This is a genomic window from Rubripirellula obstinata (genome assembly GCF_001642955.1).
Taxonomy (GTDB): Bacteria; Planctomycetota; Planctomycetia; order Pirellulales; family Pirellulaceae; genus Rubripirellula; species Rubripirellula obstinata.
The window spans coordinates 1-15171 of the sequence record NZ_LWSK01000125.1 but is presented as its reverse complement, the minus strand read 5'-3'; the positions used below and the strand labels follow the sequence as shown (position 1 = coordinate 15171).

At 55.3% G+C, this 15171-nt stretch carries 19 protein-coding genes; 5 read left to right on the top strand and 14 right to left on the bottom strand.

The window, feature by feature from the left end; genetic code table 11:
- Positions 1-212: 212 nt before the first annotated feature.
- Both RC85_RS21260 and RC85_RS27035 read right to left on the bottom strand, forming a co-directional pair.
- Complete coding sequence (locus tag RC85_RS21260; RefSeq protein ID WP_068266611.1) at positions 213-671, bottom strand: hypothetical protein; 459 nt, start codon at positions 669-671, stop codon at positions 213-215.
- Positions 665-835, bottom strand: coding sequence for a hypothetical protein (locus RC85_RS27035; RefSeq protein ID WP_157593993.1), 171 nt, complete (start codon positions 833-835; stop codon positions 665-667). Before RC85_RS27035 ends, RC85_RS21260 begins: the two co-directional genes overlap by 7 nt.
- Positions 836-1328: 493 nt before the next feature.
- On the opposite strand from RC85_RS27035, the gene RC85_RS21250 reads away from it, so the two are divergent.
- Both RC85_RS21250 and RC85_RS21245 read left to right on the top strand, forming a co-directional pair.
- Positions 1329-1562 (top strand): hypothetical protein, encoded by a 234-nt coding sequence (locus RC85_RS21250; protein ID WP_068266605.1) that lies wholly within the window; start codon positions 1329-1331, stop codon positions 1560-1562.
- Positions 1559-1930, top strand: a complete 372-nt coding sequence (locus tag RC85_RS21245) for a pepsin/retropepsin-like aspartic protease family protein (protein ID WP_068266600.1) — start codon at positions 1559-1561, stop codon at positions 1928-1930. The genes RC85_RS21250 and RC85_RS21245 overlap by 4 nt, the downstream gene beginning before the upstream one ends.
- A gap of 523 nt (positions 1931-2453) precedes the next feature.
- Here RC85_RS21245 and RC85_RS21240 read toward each other — a convergent pair.
- From RC85_RS21240 to RC85_RS21230, 3 genes are all read right to left on the bottom strand, one after another.
- Positions 2454-2882 carry a hypothetical protein gene (locus RC85_RS21240; RefSeq protein ID WP_160148283.1) on the bottom strand — a complete coding sequence of 143 codons (429 nt, stop codon included), beginning with the start codon at positions 2880-2882 and terminating at the stop codon, positions 2454-2456.
- 158 nt (positions 2883-3040) lie between these two features.
- Complete coding sequence (locus RC85_RS21235) at positions 3041-3469, bottom strand: hypothetical protein (RefSeq protein ID WP_068266594.1); 429 nt, start codon at positions 3467-3469, stop codon at positions 3041-3043.
- A 120-nt stretch (positions 3470-3589) separates the two neighbouring features.
- Complete coding sequence (locus RC85_RS21230; protein ID WP_068266591.1) at positions 3590-4153, bottom strand: hypothetical protein; 564 nt, start codon at positions 4151-4153, stop codon at positions 3590-3592.
- A gap of 213 nt (positions 4154-4366) precedes the next feature.
- On the opposite strand from RC85_RS21230, the gene RC85_RS21225 reads away from it, so the two are divergent.
- Positions 4367-5293, top strand: a complete 927-nt coding sequence (locus RC85_RS21225) for a site-specific integrase (RefSeq protein WP_084422912.1) — start codon at positions 4367-4369, stop codon at positions 5291-5293.
- Between the two features lie 7 nt (positions 5294-5300).
- Positions 5301-6425, top strand: coding sequence for an IS91 family transposase (locus RC85_RS21220; protein WP_068266588.1), 1125 nt, complete (start codon positions 5301-5303; stop codon positions 6423-6425).
- Between the two features lie 193 nt (positions 6426-6618).
- On the opposite strand, the gene RC85_RS27605 is transcribed toward RC85_RS21220, so the two are convergent.
- The 7 genes from RC85_RS27605 to bamE form a co-directional block, all read right to left on the bottom strand.
- The gene (locus RC85_RS27605) at positions 6619-6798 is read right to left on the bottom strand and encodes a hypothetical protein (RefSeq protein WP_149753317.1); all 180 of its coding nucleotides are present in this window, start codon (positions 6796-6798) and stop codon (positions 6619-6621) included.
- Between the two features lie 355 nt (positions 6799-7153).
- A complete protein-coding gene (locus RC85_RS21215; RefSeq protein ID WP_068266585.1) occupies positions 7154-7570 on the bottom strand; it encodes a hypothetical protein in 417 nt (138 codons plus the stop codon).
- Positions 7571-7637: 67 nt separating this feature from the next.
- Positions 7638-8321, bottom strand: a complete 684-nt coding sequence (locus RC85_RS21210; RefSeq protein ID WP_157593991.1) for a hypothetical protein — start codon at positions 8319-8321, stop codon at positions 7638-7640.
- Between the two features lie 441 nt (positions 8322-8762).
- Positions 8763-9149: a hypothetical protein gene (locus tag RC85_RS21205; RefSeq protein ID WP_149752487.1), complete on the bottom strand. Its 387-nt coding sequence runs from the start codon at positions 9147-9149 to the stop codon at positions 8763-8765.
- 9 nt (positions 9150-9158) lie between these two features.
- Entirely contained in the window at positions 9159-9650 is a 492-nt protein-coding gene (locus RC85_RS21200) for a hypothetical protein (RefSeq protein WP_084422911.1), read from the bottom strand.
- A gap of 124 nt (positions 9651-9774) precedes the next feature.
- On the bottom strand, positions 9775-10380 hold the full coding sequence (locus tag RC85_RS21195) for a hypothetical protein (protein WP_149752488.1): 606 nt from the start codon (positions 10378-10380) through the stop codon (positions 9775-9777).
- A gap of 2074 nt (positions 10381-12454) precedes the next feature.
- Complete coding sequence (bamE, locus tag RC85_RS29075) at positions 12455-12685, bottom strand: outer membrane protein assembly factor BamE domain-containing protein (RefSeq protein ID WP_420852607.1); 231 nt, start codon at positions 12683-12685, stop codon at positions 12455-12457.
- Positions 12686-12735: 50 nt separating this feature from the next.
- Here bamE and RC85_RS21180 point away from each other — a divergent pair, with 50 nt between their 5' ends.
- Positions 12736-13026, top strand: a complete 291-nt coding sequence (locus RC85_RS21180; protein ID WP_068266567.1) for a hypothetical protein — start codon at positions 12736-12738, stop codon at positions 13024-13026.
- 728 nt (positions 13027-13754) lie between these two features.
- On the opposite strand, the gene RC85_RS27595 is transcribed toward RC85_RS21180, so the two are convergent.
- A complete protein-coding gene (locus RC85_RS27595) occupies positions 13755-13988 on the bottom strand; it encodes a hypothetical protein (protein WP_149752490.1) in 234 nt (77 codons plus the stop codon).
- 505 nt (positions 13989-14493) lie between these two features.
- Positions 14494-14940: a hypothetical protein gene (locus RC85_RS28305; protein WP_202907971.1), complete on the bottom strand. Its 447-nt coding sequence runs from the start codon at positions 14938-14940 to the stop codon at positions 14494-14496.
- Between the last annotated feature and the right edge of the window lie 231 nt (positions 14941-15171).

The window sequence follows — 15171 nt, the reverse complement described above, 5'->3', positions numbered from 1 at the left end:
TGGTGCCCCGCAGGGCAGTCGGCACTTCGGTGTAGTTCGAGCAATGGGGGCAAAGCGGTATTTGTCGTGCGTTGGTTGTGCCCCGCAGGGCGTAAGGCGGGCAGCAAATGTCCGCGGCTCAGTCGGATAACGGTATGCATCACCGAGGTGGCGGGATTTGACGTGCAAGCAGAGAGGAGAGCGTGCGGCCGCCACTCCGGTGCATGCGATGGTTATCCTCCGTCAGCAGCGTCCGTTGCCGAGAATGATAGCGTGCAATCTGGTAGCGATGAAACCAGCAAGGCAATGCCATCCGCGGAAATGGAGGTTCGATTGAGATGCAGGCGGTCGACGGAGGTAAGTTGGCGAATCACGGTCACAGATTCGTCAGTCACCGATTGCGTTTCGATCATCAACGTAAGGTCCGAGTCATTAGGGATGCGATTCAGTGACAATAGTTGCGACACGTTGCGGTCAGTTAGAAACGAGTCCGGCGTGAACCGAACAATGTACACGCCGAAAGCGTTGTCAAGTATTTCCGGCTGTAGGCTTGCGATTGGGCCAAATGCAGCACGCGCATCGGCGTCCCGTTGTGCGAACGGAGCAAGGGCGACGTAAAGGAAGCCGAAACCACCCGCGAGCAGCGCGAACACGGCAAGGAATGCATATGCGATGCGGCGTCTATTCAGCATGATTCAGTCGGATAACGGCAAGCATCACCGAGGTGGCGGGATTTGACGTGCAAGCAGAGAGAAAAGTGTGCGGCCGCCACTCCGGTGCATGCAATGGTTATCCGCAAACCACCATTGCGATGCGGTCCGTCAGCGCGGACTTCGTCCACGTAGGTGACAATCACCCTGTTCAAATCGTAGCAAAGTTTCGTTGGTCAAGCAAGTTTTGGCGAGGGACAGCAAATCGAGTGCTCGAATACAGGCGTTGGTTGGTGCCACGCAGTGCATCCGGCACATCGGCGTTGGTCGAGACTTGTAGTTCAGGCGTTGGTTGATGCCCCGCAGGGCAGTCGGCACTTGAGTATTGGTTGAGCGTCGGGGCAAAGCGGTATTGGCCGTGCGTTGGTTGTGCGTTGGTTGTGCGTTGGTTGTGCGTTGGTTGTGCCCCGCAGGGCGCGAGGAAGGCAGCAAATGTCCGCGGTTCAGTCGGATAACGGTAGACATCACCGGGTGGCGGCAAACGATTTGCAAGCAAATGGAAAAGCTAACCACCGCCACTCCGGTGCATGTCATGGTTATCCGGTCCCGATGGGGAATGCCAGAGAGGCAGGTCAGCCGAGTATCGTGCAATTGACGCCAGTGATGTAGAATATAGGCTCCACGTGACAGGAGAGTCAAATGTCAGTAGCAGCAGAAGCAAAATCGGTTTACGAGTCAGATTTTCGGGAACGACTGGAGGCCGAGAATCAAGGTGATTTCGTCGCGATAGAGCCGGAATCGCGAAAAGCGTACATCGCGGCGACGTTCATCGAAGCAGCGATGGCGGCAAAAGCAGCCCACCCCGAAAAGAAGTCGTTTGTGATTCGTGTTGGGCACGAAGCGGCCGTGCATATCGGAGCGGCAACCCGGTGAACGGAAACGTAGACGACAGCAATCGTGCATTGCTTGAAGTAGGTGTTCGAGCAAAGTTCAGGGACGATTCGGCTTCAGTCATTGCATGGGTGGATACGGCGTTTGATGGTCACTTCGTATTCTCATCGAAGTTGATAAGAGACCTTGAGCTAGAGACGTTGGTCGAGACGGAGGCGGTTCTTGCCGACGGAACAAAGGTGACGCTCGAGACATTTGTCGCGTATCTGGACTGGTTTGGAGAGTTGATTCCAGTTCAGGTTGTCGCCAACGAAGGAAAGTTCCCACTGCTCGGAACGGCGTTGCTTGAAAAATGCAAGCTGACAGTCGATTACGTCAGCAAGACAGTAGTGGTTGATTCAGTCGGATAACGCCCAGCGTCACCGGGCCGGAAGAATAAAGGGAAAAACCGAACCAAAACGTCCGCAAGACCGGCTCCGGTGCACGCGTTGGTTATCCGATCGCCACTGAAAGCCTGCACGCTTCAAGTCGGATGTGTGCACGTCAAAACCAGGGAAAAGCAGGACCGAGCGTAGTGGTGTCCCAAAATCTACCCTGGGAGGGAAGGAAGCAAAGGGCATGACGCGATCGAAGACATGGAAGAGTGAACAAAACGTCGATCGTGGCATTCCCTTTGCATCCGCAGTGAGAATCGCCAATGCATTTACCACCGATACGATAGTCAAACTAAATCCAATGCCATTCACCGTGGAAAGACATTAGCAAACATGACCATTGGTTGGCCGTCCCCAAAATTCGGCCAAGGGTTGGCCGGTCAAACGAAGAACGAGCTAAACAGCATGCAGTCGGATAACGGCCGGGATCACCGGGTACGGAGAGAAAAGTCAACCATCACAGAAAATCGCGCAAGCCGTACTCCGGTGCATCCCATGGTTATCCGCCGTCAGGGATCGCGTCGGATGAAGTTGCGGATGTGTGGATGCGACGCCAACCACACCAAGCAAGATATCCCGCGACGACCGCAAAGCCAAGGCCAAAGAACAGCAAAAACAGCGGATCAATCGGATCCTCGGCTATAAACGCCTCGCCAACGTTGGTAACGAGCCCAAACACGAAGAACGCTGCAAGCAAGAGATTGAGTATACCGAGAGGGCGAAAGAGCCAGTAGCGTCTGCGATACCAGCATAGCCATTCGGCGATTGCATAGCAGGCGACAGGGAGAACAAACAAGAAACCGCCAATGAAGGCGAAGGGGTTATCAGCAGCACCAATCGAGATGACGCATGCCATAAAGAAGAGTGTCGCGAACGCGAAATTGATGACGAAGCAGAGGGTGTCGAGCAATCGGGTTGCGGACGGCATGGATGAATCAGGGTGGAGGATCGGCGAAGCGTATGGCGATGTGTCCATGAAGAGGCTCGGAGGCTCAGATCGGATAACGTTACGCATCACCGGGCGGCGGCGAAAGACTTGCAAGCAAACAAAAAAGATGACCACCGCCGCTCCGGTGCATGCGATGGTTATCCGCATTCGTTCGATCGGTCAACTATGTGATCAATGGAAGAACGTAGTTTGCAGTATCCGTCCATTGACGGGTCCATCTCAAGAATTAGAAGAAAACCATTTGCGGTGCCGCGAATCGTACCCGCATCCCAAGATACCACGAACCCTTCGTCGGCACCGACATCGCCGAATAGATGGAAGCCAATGTCCGGCCGACCACGCTTCGGTTTGTATTCGCCACAACGAATTGAGTCGAGAATTGCCGGGTCAGTCGGAGGCCAGAACGATCGCATTTTCGCAAACAGTTCGCTAAGTTGTTGTTCGCCGATTAAGACAGGGTTTTCAACGACAAATTTTTGGCCAGGAGTGTAGATGTCATGCGCCATCGTCGAATCGACAATGCGAACACGACCAAGCTTCGCGCCTCTGGCGCCTTCGAGTGTCATGGATGTCATTTGAAGATGTGTCGCATTTCACTCGGATAACGGTCCGGTTCAGCGGGTGGCGGGTGAAGACTTGCAAGCAAACAAGAACGGCAACCACCGCCACTCCGTTGCAACCGTTGGTTATCCGCCGGATAGTTTTGAGACAAGGCGGAATGGGGCATCGTTGGATTTCGTGAAAAACTCGGGGCCCCTTGGTGATCGCAGCAGGTCGTAGAGTCGTTCGGTAGCAACTAGTCGCACCTTGAAAGGGCGTCCTTCGCGTTCGACGATCTTGCCATCTAACGCACCATCCTCGACGGAGGTTCGGAACATTCCTGGATTACAAATCCGAAGTGAGATGGCATCATCGCTTAGGCGATCAAGCCAAGCAATTACGAAATGGCCTTCGGTTGCGGGTTGTGGCGACGCAAAGATCAGTGTCATATCACCGACGTTCCTCACGAGCAATCGCCCAGACTCTTGTGCGGCACCTTTCGCTGGCGGAACGCGTCCTGGCATCGTGACGGTTAGCTCTGAAGCGGATGCAGGTTCAAGTCGGTAAACGTCTCCGCCACTTGTAGACCAGTCGCCACAAAGCGAGCGGCAGACAGATGCGTCCGCTGGATCGCCAAATGGCTTGTCAACCGTGACAGTGTTGCAGCCGATTGCCGCTGCGAGGAGAATAAGTGCTGAGATTGGTTTCATGAATGTGCTTCAGTCGGATAACGGTTCGGTTCAGCGGGCGGCGGGGGTAGACTTGCAAGCAAACAAAAACGGTGTCGGCCGCCGCTCCGTTGCAACCGTTGGTTCAAGTAAGCCGCTTCGCGGCGGGGCGTGTGGATTGAAAACGTGAGGAACCCTTTGGTAGATCCGAACTCACTGGGAGTTCGGCTTACATTCTCTCAGAGGATCCCCCACATGAGCAAGTCTAAGCGATTTAATCCGTCCAAGTCCAACCCAAGTTTCTTCCCGGAGTCGCTACGTAAGCGGCTCTCCGATGATCTGCAGCTTCAGGGCATGGCAGACCGAACCGTCAAGGCGTACGTCCGAGCGGTCAGGCAACTTGCCGAGTTCCTCAAACGCTCGCCCGAAGAAGTTTGCGACGATCACATTCGTGAGTATTTCTTGCACTTGAAGAACGATCGGCGGTTCGCCAATGGCTCCCTTCGCGTTTCACTCGCGGGGATTCGGTTCTTCTATCGCAATACCTGTCGGCGAGAATTTCCCTCGCTCGATCTACTCAGGCTACAGAGCATCAACGCCCTGCCTGAAGTGATCACCATCAAGCAGGTTCACCAGATTGTCGATGCAACGACCACGCTGCGGATGAGGACCTACTTTTGGACCGTGTACTCGCTGGGACTGCGGCTCAATGAAGGACTGCATCTACAAGTGGGTGACATTGATGCAGCCAGAGGTCTCGTTCATATTCATCGCGGCAAAGGGGCCAAGGATCGCTACATTACGTTACCAACTTCGACACTCTTGATGCTACGAGAGTACTGGGTGACTCACCGCAACAAGCGGTGGTTGTTTCCAGCCGATGGCCGTAATCATACGCTTGCCAAGAAGGGTGTCAGTGTCGCCAAGACGCCGATGAGCGAAGCGGCGGTCCAAGGTGCCATGAAGCTGATCACCACAAAGATCGACTTCGGCAAAAAAGTCAGTCTCCACACGTTGCGGCATTCCTATGCCACCCACTTACTCGAAGCTGGCGTGAGCTTGAAATTCATCCAACAGGCTCTCGGTCATAGCTCACTGCAAACGACCATGATCTACCTGCACCTGAGCGAGACGGGCGAGGCCAACGCGAGGCAGGTGATCGAAAAGATCTTCGTTCGCTAGGACACCAGTGTCTTCGGTTGCCCTGGCTCTGAGAGTCCACGCACCGGAGTACTTGGAAAGGTTTGGCGATCGCGTGCCACTGGGTCACCGCAAGGTGCTCGGGTGCATCACGCGTTGCCGGACCGGCGAACTGGGCGGTGTGCAGTTTCAGTGCGACTCCTGCGGCAGCGATCATTGGGTCGGCCGCAGTTGTGGCAACCGCCACTGCCCGAATTGCCAAAAGAACAAGACATCCGATTGGTTGGCCAAGCAGACTGATCGGTTGCTACCGGTGCATCATTTTCTGGTCACGTTCACAGTTCCCGAGGAACTGCGGTCGCTGCTGCGCAGCAACCAGCGAGAGGGTTACGCGGCGATCTTTGCTTGTGGCAGCGAAACGATCCGCGACGTAGGCTCGGCGACCCGGTCGCTGAAGGGCTGTGAATTAGGATTCTTTGGCGTGCTTCATACCTGGGGCCGCGACCCGACGGTCTATCATCCGCACGTTCACTTTGTGGTTCCCGGTGGAGGAGTCAATAAGAAACTGGATCGTTGGCAACAGACCGCAGAGAACTTCCTGTTCGATCACGGCACCGCATGTCGAGTTTACAAAGCGAAGTTCGCTGATCATCTGCGTGAGTTGGGGCTTTATGATCAAGTCGACGCATCCGTCTGGAAGAAGAAATGGATCGTAGACATCCGTGCGGTCGGTGACGGGCGAAGTGTGCTGAAATACTTAGCTCCCTACGTTCACCGGGTCGCGATCAGCGACAACCGAATCGTTTCGGTCGATGAGAAAACCGTGACCTTCCGCTACACGCCCTCGAAGTCGCGTCAGAGCAAGACACGCTCGGTCTCTGGTCACCAGTTCGTAGGAGGCTTCGCACAGCACGTGTTGCCGTCTCGGCTGCAGAAGATCCGCTACTACGGCTGGATGAGTCCCAACAGCGGAATCTCTCCTGAGGAAGTTCGTTGGCTCCTGGCGATCGCATTGGGTTGGGCGTTCACGCTGATGTTGGCGAGTCCGGTGCCTCCTCGACGCAAGAAATCTCTGTGCAAGGAGTGCGGCGGCGAACTCCGAGCGGTTCTCGTGACCGACTCGTTGGGCCACGCCCTGTACAGTCGCCCGCCACCCTATCGTGATACAGGATAGATGACGCTTGATCCAATCCACTCAACCGTTAGAAGCGAATCGACACCTCGAGTGCGACCGGTGGAGATGCGCACGTGCATCAATCCAGAGCGTCAAAAACATAGGATCCAGTCCCCCAGCCTCATTCTGTTTGAGCACTGGTCGTCTCCGGTGCAATCCCGTGTCTTCACTGGTGGCCTTAGTCAAACCTTCTTCAGGTCGTCATCTTCACTCGGACGAAGCAAATCCCAAGGCTGAATAGCCGGGCTACTTGAACCGAGTCCTTGAACATCGGCTCGCAAGCTCGCGATGTCAAAGACTTATTTGTTATCCGCAAAACACCATTGCGATGCCGTCCGTCAGCGCGGACTTCGTCCACGTAGGTGTCATGCACCGTGTTTAAATAGTAACAAAGAGTGGTCAGCCAAGCAAGTTTCGGCGAGCAGCAGTAAATCGAGTGTACAAGGACAGGCGTTGGTTGTGCCACGCAGTGCATCCGGCACTTCGGTTTTGTTTGAGCATTGGAATTCGGGCTTCGGTTGATGCCCTGCAGGGCAGTCTGGACTTGAGTATTGATCGAGTGTTGGGGGCAAAGCGGATTTGGTCGAGCATGGGTTGTGCCCCGCAGGGCGCGAGGAAGGCAGACAATGTCCGCGGCTCAGTCGGATAACGTCCGGGTTCACCGGGCGGGGAGAGTAAAGTGTTCCATTTGAAAACGGCCGCAAGCCCCGCTCCGGTGCAACCCATGGTTATCCGCCGTCTTGGATGCGGCGTTTAAGCCACCAAGCGACCGTCCCCAAGGCACGGTTCCTTCGGTCGCTTTCGTCGAACCGAGATGCCAGTGTCAGTGCGGTGTCAGCAACAAGTTTAGGGCCAAAAACGTCGGACAGATAGAAGGGCAGTTCCTCGACGCTGACGTTCCAAGTCGGCGCAATCGCGTCGAGCACGTCTTCGAGCGGATGCGGGCAGGTGGGTTGCAGATCGACGAGCAGCCGCCCCGCAGTCTGTTGATCGCCATAGTCGTTCGAGTCAACGAACACATGGAGTAACGCGCCGGCACGCAAAGAGCGGGGCAGCGATTGAGCTTGCATTCGGAGTTCGTGCAGTGTTCTTTTGTGCGAACGCAAGGATTCGACGAACTGTTGCTGGTCGGGCGTGAGTTCCATGCATTTCAGTCGGATAACGGTACGCATCACCGGGCGGCGGCGAAAGACTTGCAAGCAAACCAAAAAGTTAACCACCGCCGCTCCGGTGCATGCGATGGTTATCCGCCGTCTTCCGCATTAGCGCAGATTGAGATTGGAGTATTGAGATTAAGTCGAACGGTGACACCTTGCAACCGTGTACGACCGGGTCATTCGTGTCATAGTCCGGGTTCTCCGAATAAAGGAATGCGGTGATCCAGAGCGATTCACGGAAGATGATAAGATGGCAAGAGATGTCGTCCGTAGTCGGGCCCCAGTTCAGAAACTGGGACCAGTGTTCGGTCTTGGTGAGGTAAAGGTGGGCTTGGGTCAGGTCCATGCCAGTAAGGTCGTCCCGGCGTTGCAGCCATGTCAGGTCGTGCCGGCGGTGGTTTTGCTCCGCGTCGATATCGCCACAAAATTGGGGAACATACGCCGCGTTGTCGAGAATTGTGAGCAGTTTGTCCGCGACAAAGATGTCAACAGTCAAGAATTCGTCCGGAGCGTGTTCGTCACACGGCGAAGTCTCAAAGGCGAACGAGCGTTTGTCTCCAATCAGTGTCATGGGCATTTCAGTCGGATAACGGTATGCATCACCGAGGTGGCGGGATTTGACGTGCAAGCAGAGAGAAAAGTGTGCGGCCGCCACTCCGGTGCATGCAATGGTTATCCGTAACACACCATTGCGATGCGGTTCGTCAGCGCGGGCTTCGTCCACCTGGGTGACAATCACCAGTTTCAAATCGTAGCAAAGAGCGGACGTTCAAGCAAGTTTCGGCGATCGGCGGTATATTGAGTGTCCACGGACAGGCGTTGGTTGGTGCCACGCAGTGCATCCGGCACTTCAGCATTGATTGAGCATTGGAATTCGGGCGTCGGTTGATGCCCCGCAGGGCAGTCTGGACTTGAGTATTTATCGAGCGTTGGAGGCAAAGCGGGTTTGGGCGTGCGTAGGTTGTGCCCCGCAGGGCGTGAGGCGGGCAACAAGTGTCCGCAGCTCTGTCGGATAACGGTCGGGTTCACCGGGCCGGGAGGGAAAAGTCAACCATCAGGAAAAGCCCGCAAGCCCGGCTCCGGTGCAACCCATGGTTATCCGTTAGTTTAGCGGACATTGGTCGAATCTCGAGCAAAATAGCAGAGAAAAGTCACCATGCTGGAGTCGATGGCAAGTCCGTCAGTCGCCAGAACCCACATCGGGCCGTCGGCTGATCGCAATGGCGCTTGCGTAATGATCAGTAGAGTCGAAAATATAGTAGTCGGTAACACGATCCCAAGCGACTGCCAGTTTGGCCCCAGCGCACCAATTTGATTCAGAGGAGCCATCGGGCGAGGTTCCGACAATGAACAGTCGATCAGCTTGCATTTCAAATCTGGGGTCCGCCATGTCATGGCTGCTTTCGTCGTCCATCGTGGAGATTGACAAGACCTTACCGGAGAAGTTCGGCAGTTTGGATGCGTCGGCGTTAGTCATTGCGATGCTTAAATTGTCGTGGATATTGGTGCAACGCTCAGTCGGATAACGGTAGACATCACCGGGTGGCGGCGAAAGACTTGCAAGCAAACGAAAAAGCTAACCACCGCCACTCCGGTGCATGTCATGGTTATCCGCCGGTATTGGGTCGGTGCCGTCAGGGCAATCCCAGCGGACCCAAGACTGGGAAAGTGCTTCAGAGCGGAATAAGGCAAGGTCGGCGTCGGTCGGGAATTCGTCCAGTGGTTTCCATATTGGATGCCGTGGATGCGTCTTGTCAAGATCGGGGCGATAGCATGTGTCTACCTTCCATTTCGATCGCAAATCCGTTGCCTGTGTGTTGCGAACAATGCTACAGACCAGAAAGTTCTCATCGGATACACCGACGACCAGACGTCGTTCCTCACCATCCACAGAAGTTCCTGGGGATAGAGGATTGGGAAGCGTGTAAAAAGTTCGTCCTTCCATCAGGAGTTCGGTCGCAATTTGACGATGTTCCAATCGGTGAATCGCGTAACCAAATCCAACAAACGCCGACCAGGCGAGCAGCAATGCAACAGACGTGAGTGCAAGCAATCGGCGGTGTCTCATGGATTTCAGTCGGATAACGGTCGGGATCACCGGGTACGGAGAGAAAAGTCAACCATCACAGAAAATCGCGCAAGCCGTACTCCGGTGCATCCCATGGTTATCCGCCGTCTTGGTTCGAGCATAGCTACCACCAAGTGCGTTCAATGATAGCGAGGTTCTGCGTCGAGTCCACCCACAGGTTAGAAACGTATTCGCGGTTACCACCGGGGTAAGAATTCGAGTCGGCAAATACATACGTTGAAGAAACGTTTGGAAGCGGAAACCAGTCGATCGGATCGGGCATCGTTTCGGTGAATGTCGCGACGTCAGTATCGGCAGGAAGTGGCGAAAGGCCGAATGTTTCGACAATCAACTGCAAGGCAGTTTCATCATCGAAGCGGAATGATGCAAGGTAAAGAGGGTCGATGCCTGGGTCGTGCGTGTATTTGTTGACCCAAGTGATGCCGTTGCCGCCCGGTAGTTTTTCCCAAGGAGCGAATCCTTCGCGATTCGGGTTTAGCAGCGGAAAGCTGCAACCAACAGCAGCAAAGGCGAGAATCGCTAGCACACGGATAGTTTTCATTGCGATTTCAGTCGGATAACGGTATGCATCACCGAGGTGGCGGGGTTTGACGTGCAAGCAGAGAGAAAAGTGTGCGGCCGCCACTCCGGTGCATGCAATGGTTATCCGCAAAACACCATCGCGATAGGCTCCGTCAGCGCGGACTTCGTCCCCGTGGGTGACAATCACCGTGATGAAAGCGTAACAAAGAGCGGGCGTTCAAGCAAGTTTCGGCGAGCAGCAGTAAATGGAGTGTACAAGGACAGGCGTTGGTTGTGCCACGCAGTGCATCCGGCACGTCGGCATTAGTTGAGCATTGGAATTCAGGCGTTGGTTGATGCCCCGCAGGGCAGTCGGCACGTCGATGCTGGTCGACCGTTGGGCGCAAAGCGGTATTGGTCGTGCGTTGGTTGTGCCCCGCAGGGCGCGAGGCGGGTAGCGAGTGTCCGCGGCTCAGTCGGATAACGGTGGACATCACCGGGTGGCGGCGAAAGACTTGCAAGCAAACCAAAACGCTAACCACCGCCACTCCGGTGCATGTCATGGTTATCCGTCGAGTCTTGCAGTTCGGGCCCGTGCCAATCAGCACCGCAATGCAAGCATTGCCGAGCAAATTGTGTCGCGAGCGGATGAGAGCAGGTCGGACAAGGTGGATGAGAGTGTACAGGGCCAGCTAGGGGTGGTCGTAGTGCCAATAGACCGCCGACGGCTAGGGTCCAGATGCAGAATCCGAGCAGCCAAAAGAATGGAAAAAGCGGTATCACTAGCCAGGTCGGCCAGCCAAGCCAATCACGCGAATAGAGCATGGCAAGCACGCCGATTGCAGTTGGCATGACAGAAACGTTTAGAAGCGATAGCCAGAGTGGTTGTCCCATGTTCAGCGATCGGTCCGCAGTGCAATGCAGCAGACAAGTTCAGTCGGATAACGACCGGGATCACCGGGTGGGAAGGGAAAAGGTAACCATCAGGAAACGGCCGCAAGTCCCACTCCGGTGCATCCCATGGTTATCCGTCCGCATGGGTCTCAGGAGTCTTGGAAGGGTGAGTGTAGCCCCAGTAAAGATACCAGAGTCGTCCAGATCGACAAGAAGAAAGGAATCGCATGACGAGGAGTTGTGGAACCCAGAGAACCAGGGTCCAAACCAGTAAGGGAAACGCGGTTTCGGCACCAGCGAAGACGTAAGCGACGAGCAGGCCGGCAGCGAGGACCGAGAACAAAAGCGTGTAAGTCGAGACACGAATATGTCGGGCAGTCAACGCGATGATCAAGCGGCAAACTATAGGGCCAGCGCAATAGAGTATCACGAAAACGGTGAGAGTTGGGGCAGGCCCAAGGATACGGCCAACCGAGAACGCGACCGCGATGAACGTGGTTACAGCGAAAAGTGAAAATATCGAGTAGGTGTTCATCGGCGGAAAGTGCCGGAGCGGGAATACCCATCCGTGTGCCCAGTCGGATAACGACCGGGATCACCGGGTGGGAAGGGAAAAGGTAACCATCAGGAAACGGTCGCAAGTCCCACTCCGGTGCATCCCATGGTTATCCGTCGTCTTGGGTTTGAGCACCCAGGCGGTGCGAGAAGCAGTATATCACGAAGCAAACCGTGAACGGCGGGACGAACAGGATCATACCAAGATAGGTAGCGGTTTGCCAAGCGTTGGCTAAGCCAAGGCGTTGGAGCCCAAGGGTTGAGGACGCAATCAAAGCCGTAGTGGATGCAATAGTGAGCCCCGAGGCGATGACTCTAGCATGGATCCCTGTGTTGGCACCTGAGATGCGAGCAAGAGTCGGGCACCCAACGAATCCACAAACGAAGCCGTAGGGGATCGCCAGGATTGCGATTACACAAATGATGATTGGCGTACCTTCCGAAGGGCCTTCAGCCGAGCCTGAAGTTGCGTAGAAAACGAGAAACGTAAACCACACTGGAAGCAGGACAGCAGCGGTAAACGACTTAGCACTGTGTGTTGCGTCATCCATTGTGATCTCGAGTCATTCAGTCGGATAACGTCCGCGTTCTGCGGGCGGCGGGTGAAGACGTGCAAGCAAACACTTAAGCCGACCACCGCCGCTCCGTCAGCAACGCTTGGTTATCCGTGGGTTTGGGTTACGAAGTGACCGAAAGCTGAAGGCAGCCAACGGGCATCCGCCACGGGAGTATGAAATAACGACGGGACGTCGCCCGCATGAACCCCGCGAGGGGGAAACAACGGCGGGACTCCGCCACGCCAACTAGCGTCCTAGCAGCGTTGCCTAATGATGTCAAAATACGGTCTCGTGGTCAACGTAGGAGACATTGAGAGTGGAGTCAAAGTGAACGACAAACCAGCCAGGGTTAAATGCGCGAACGTAGGCCCATGATTCGTCGGTCATTCCGTCGTTTGGCGACCCAAGGATGGCCCGAACTTCAGGTTGAGACATGCCGGGGCGCACTTTGGAAGCAGTTGAGGCCGGAACGACGGGGCCAAGGCAATGGCGTGCCGCGAAAATCATGAGTGCAGCGGCCGCCGTACAGATCAGCAGTGTTCGTAGTGAGAATCGCATTGAAGCAATGGGCGGAGCACGGATTTCAGTCGGATAACGTCCGCGTTCTGCGGGCGGCGGGTGAGAACGTGCAAGCAAAAAATAAAGTCGACCACCGCCGCTCCGTCAGCAACGCTTGGTTATCCGTGGGTTTTGGTTACGAAGTGACCGAAAGCTGGCGGCAGGCATCGACCATCCGCCACGCGAGTGGAAAACAACGACGGGACGTCGCCAGTATCCGCCGCGTGAGCGAAAGAGAACGGCGGGATGCCGCCAGCCAGCGATTGACCATTGCGGAGGTCATTGTGTGAAACCACACAAATTATAGCGTTCGGTTCCCAGTCCAGTCTAACGGCAAGCAACGTTGGAAGACGTTCGACGATTGAATTCGGAACGACCAAGGTGTCGCAAAGTTTGTGTTTGTTTGCATTTGACGTGACGCAGAATTGAAAAACCAGGATTACAGCAAGCCCGAGTTCTGGATGTGCCCCGCAGGGCAGCGTTGAATCAAGTCAGACAAAATTGCAAGAATCGGAGCCAAGTATCAACGACAGCGCACCCGCTCGGATAACGTCCGCGTTCTGCGGGCGGCGGGTGAAGACGTGCAAGCAGAAAAATAAGCCGACCACCGCCGCTCCGTCAGCAACGCTTGGTTATCCGTTGGACATGGAGAGTCGGGATGGATTATTTGGGGTTTCGATATAGTTCGTTTACGCGATCCCAGTCGATCACACGATCGACAATTGGCCAACCGCGAACATTTGCTACGCATTCGGAAATGAAGTAGAAGGATAGGCCAGTTGCGAGACCAAGTGAAAAAGCACCTGCAAGCCAAGGAATGGACGGATGATCGATCGTGTAAACAGGAAAAGCGTAAATGAAAGCCACGAATGCAATACAAGTAAAAGCGAATCCACAGCGGAAGCGAAGGTACCCTAACAATGCAGGTCGAGAATGGCGGACAACTAGAGATCGAAGAACAGAAGTCTCAAATCGCGTTAGTTCAGAGTCGGCAATCGTCACGGGTGCCGCGTATGGATCATGGTTCATGGCTATTGGATTCACCAAGGATTGGCGTTACGCGTCTAAGTCGAGGATATCGTTGCAGAGTGCTGGTCGGATAACGGTATGCATCACCGAGGTGGCGGGATTTGACATGCAAGCAGAGAGAAAAGCGTGCGGCCGCCACTCCGGTGCATGCAATGGTTATCCGCAATACACCGTTGCGATGTGGTCCGTCGGCGCGGACTTCGTCCCCGTGGGTGACAGCCACCGTGGGTAGATCGTAACAAAGAGCGGTCGGTCAAGCAAGTTTCGGTGGGCAGCGTTAAATCGAGTAACCGAAGACAGGCTTTGGTTGTGCCACGCAGTGCATCCGGCAAGTCGGCATTAAGTGAGCATTGGAATTCAGGCGTTGGTTGATGCCCCGCAGGGCAGTCGGCACTTCGATGTTGGTCGAGCGTTGGAGTAAAGCGGTGTTGGTCGTGCATTGGTTATGCCCCGCAGGGCGCGAGGCGGGGAGCAAGTGTCCGTGGGCCAGTCGGATAACGGTGCGGTTCACCGGGCGGGGAGAGTAAAGTCAACCATCAGAAAAGACGCGCAAGCCTCGCTCCGGTGCAACCGATGGTTATCCGCGATTATACGTTGCGAGGCGGACCGCGAACCAGCAGAGCTGCGCGAGCAGAAAACAACGGCGGGACGCCAACCAGAGTATAGCTTACCGCGTAAGAATCGAGCAAGCATCAAAGAGAGCAGTGGGCTCACGTCGGCTAAGCCGATCAATGCGACATAGACACCCAGACGGCGTCAACGTGTCGGTATTGGTCAGGTAGTTGAGAAATGGCCTCGTCGATAGAGTCGTAGAGCCCATCTTGAATACAGTCCCAGTTTCGGTCGCACGAGAACCTGTAGAACTGCGCGTCGTTATAAGTCGCGATCGCCAATCCGAAGATGTCCGGTGAGTCGGCCCCCGGAACTTGCCCGAAAGGCTCGTTGCCGGACCATGCCCAGCGTAGGACGCGAGCACCGTCTATTTCATCAGGAGGAGCGAATGGTTGGTTCATTTCAGTCGGATAACGGTAAGCATCACCGAGGTGGCGGGATTTGACGTGCAAGCAGAGAGAAAAGTGTGCGGCCGCCACTCCGGTGCATGCAATGGTTATCCGCAATACACCATTGCGATGCCGTCCGACAGCGAGGACTTCGTCCACGTGGGTGACAGCCACCTTGTTGAAAGCGTAACAAAGAATCGTCGGCAAAGCAAGTTTTGGCGGTCAAGAGTAAAGGGAGACTAGAAGACAGGCGTTGGTTGGTGCCACGCAGTGCATGCGGCACTTCGGCGTTGTTCGAGTATTGCAATTCAGGCGTCGGTTGGTGCCCCGCAGGGCAGTCGGCATTTCGATGTTGGTCGAGCGTTCTTGGTCGAGCATTAGAGATGCCCCGCAGGGCGCGAGGCG

Coding starts and splice junctions, on each gene's coding strand:
- RC85_RS21260 (WP_068266611.1), bottom strand. CDS start 671: ATGCTGAATAGACGCCGCATCGCATATGCATTCCTTGCCGTGTTCGCG.
- RC85_RS21250 (WP_068266605.1), top strand. CDS start 1,329: ATGTCAGTAGCAGCAGAAGCAAAATCGGTTTACGAGTCAGATTTTCGG.
- RC85_RS21240 (WP_160148283.1), bottom strand. CDS start 2,882: ATGCCGTCCGCAACCCGATTGCTCGACACCCTCTGCTTCGTCATCAAT.
- RC85_RS21235 (WP_068266594.1), bottom strand. CDS start 3,469: ATGACACTCGAAGGCGCCAGAGGCGCGAAGCTTGGTCGTGTTCGCATT.
- RC85_RS21230 (WP_068266591.1), bottom strand. CDS start 4,153: ATGAAACCAATCTCAGCACTTATTCTCCTCGCAGCGGCAATCGGCTGC.
- RC85_RS21225 (WP_084422912.1), top strand. CDS start 4,367: ATGAGCAAGTCTAAGCGATTTAATCCGTCCAAGTCCAACCCAAGTTTC.
- RC85_RS21215 (WP_068266585.1), bottom strand. CDS start 7,570: ATGGAACTCACGCCCGACCAGCAACAGTTCGTCGAATCCTTGCGTTCG.
- RC85_RS21200 (WP_084422911.1), bottom strand. CDS start 9,650: ATGAGACACCGCCGATTGCTTGCACTCACGTCTGTTGCATTGCTGCTC.
- bamE (WP_420852607.1), bottom strand. CDS start 12,685: ATGATTTTCGCGGCACGCCATTGCCTTGGCCCCGTCGTTCCGGCCTCA.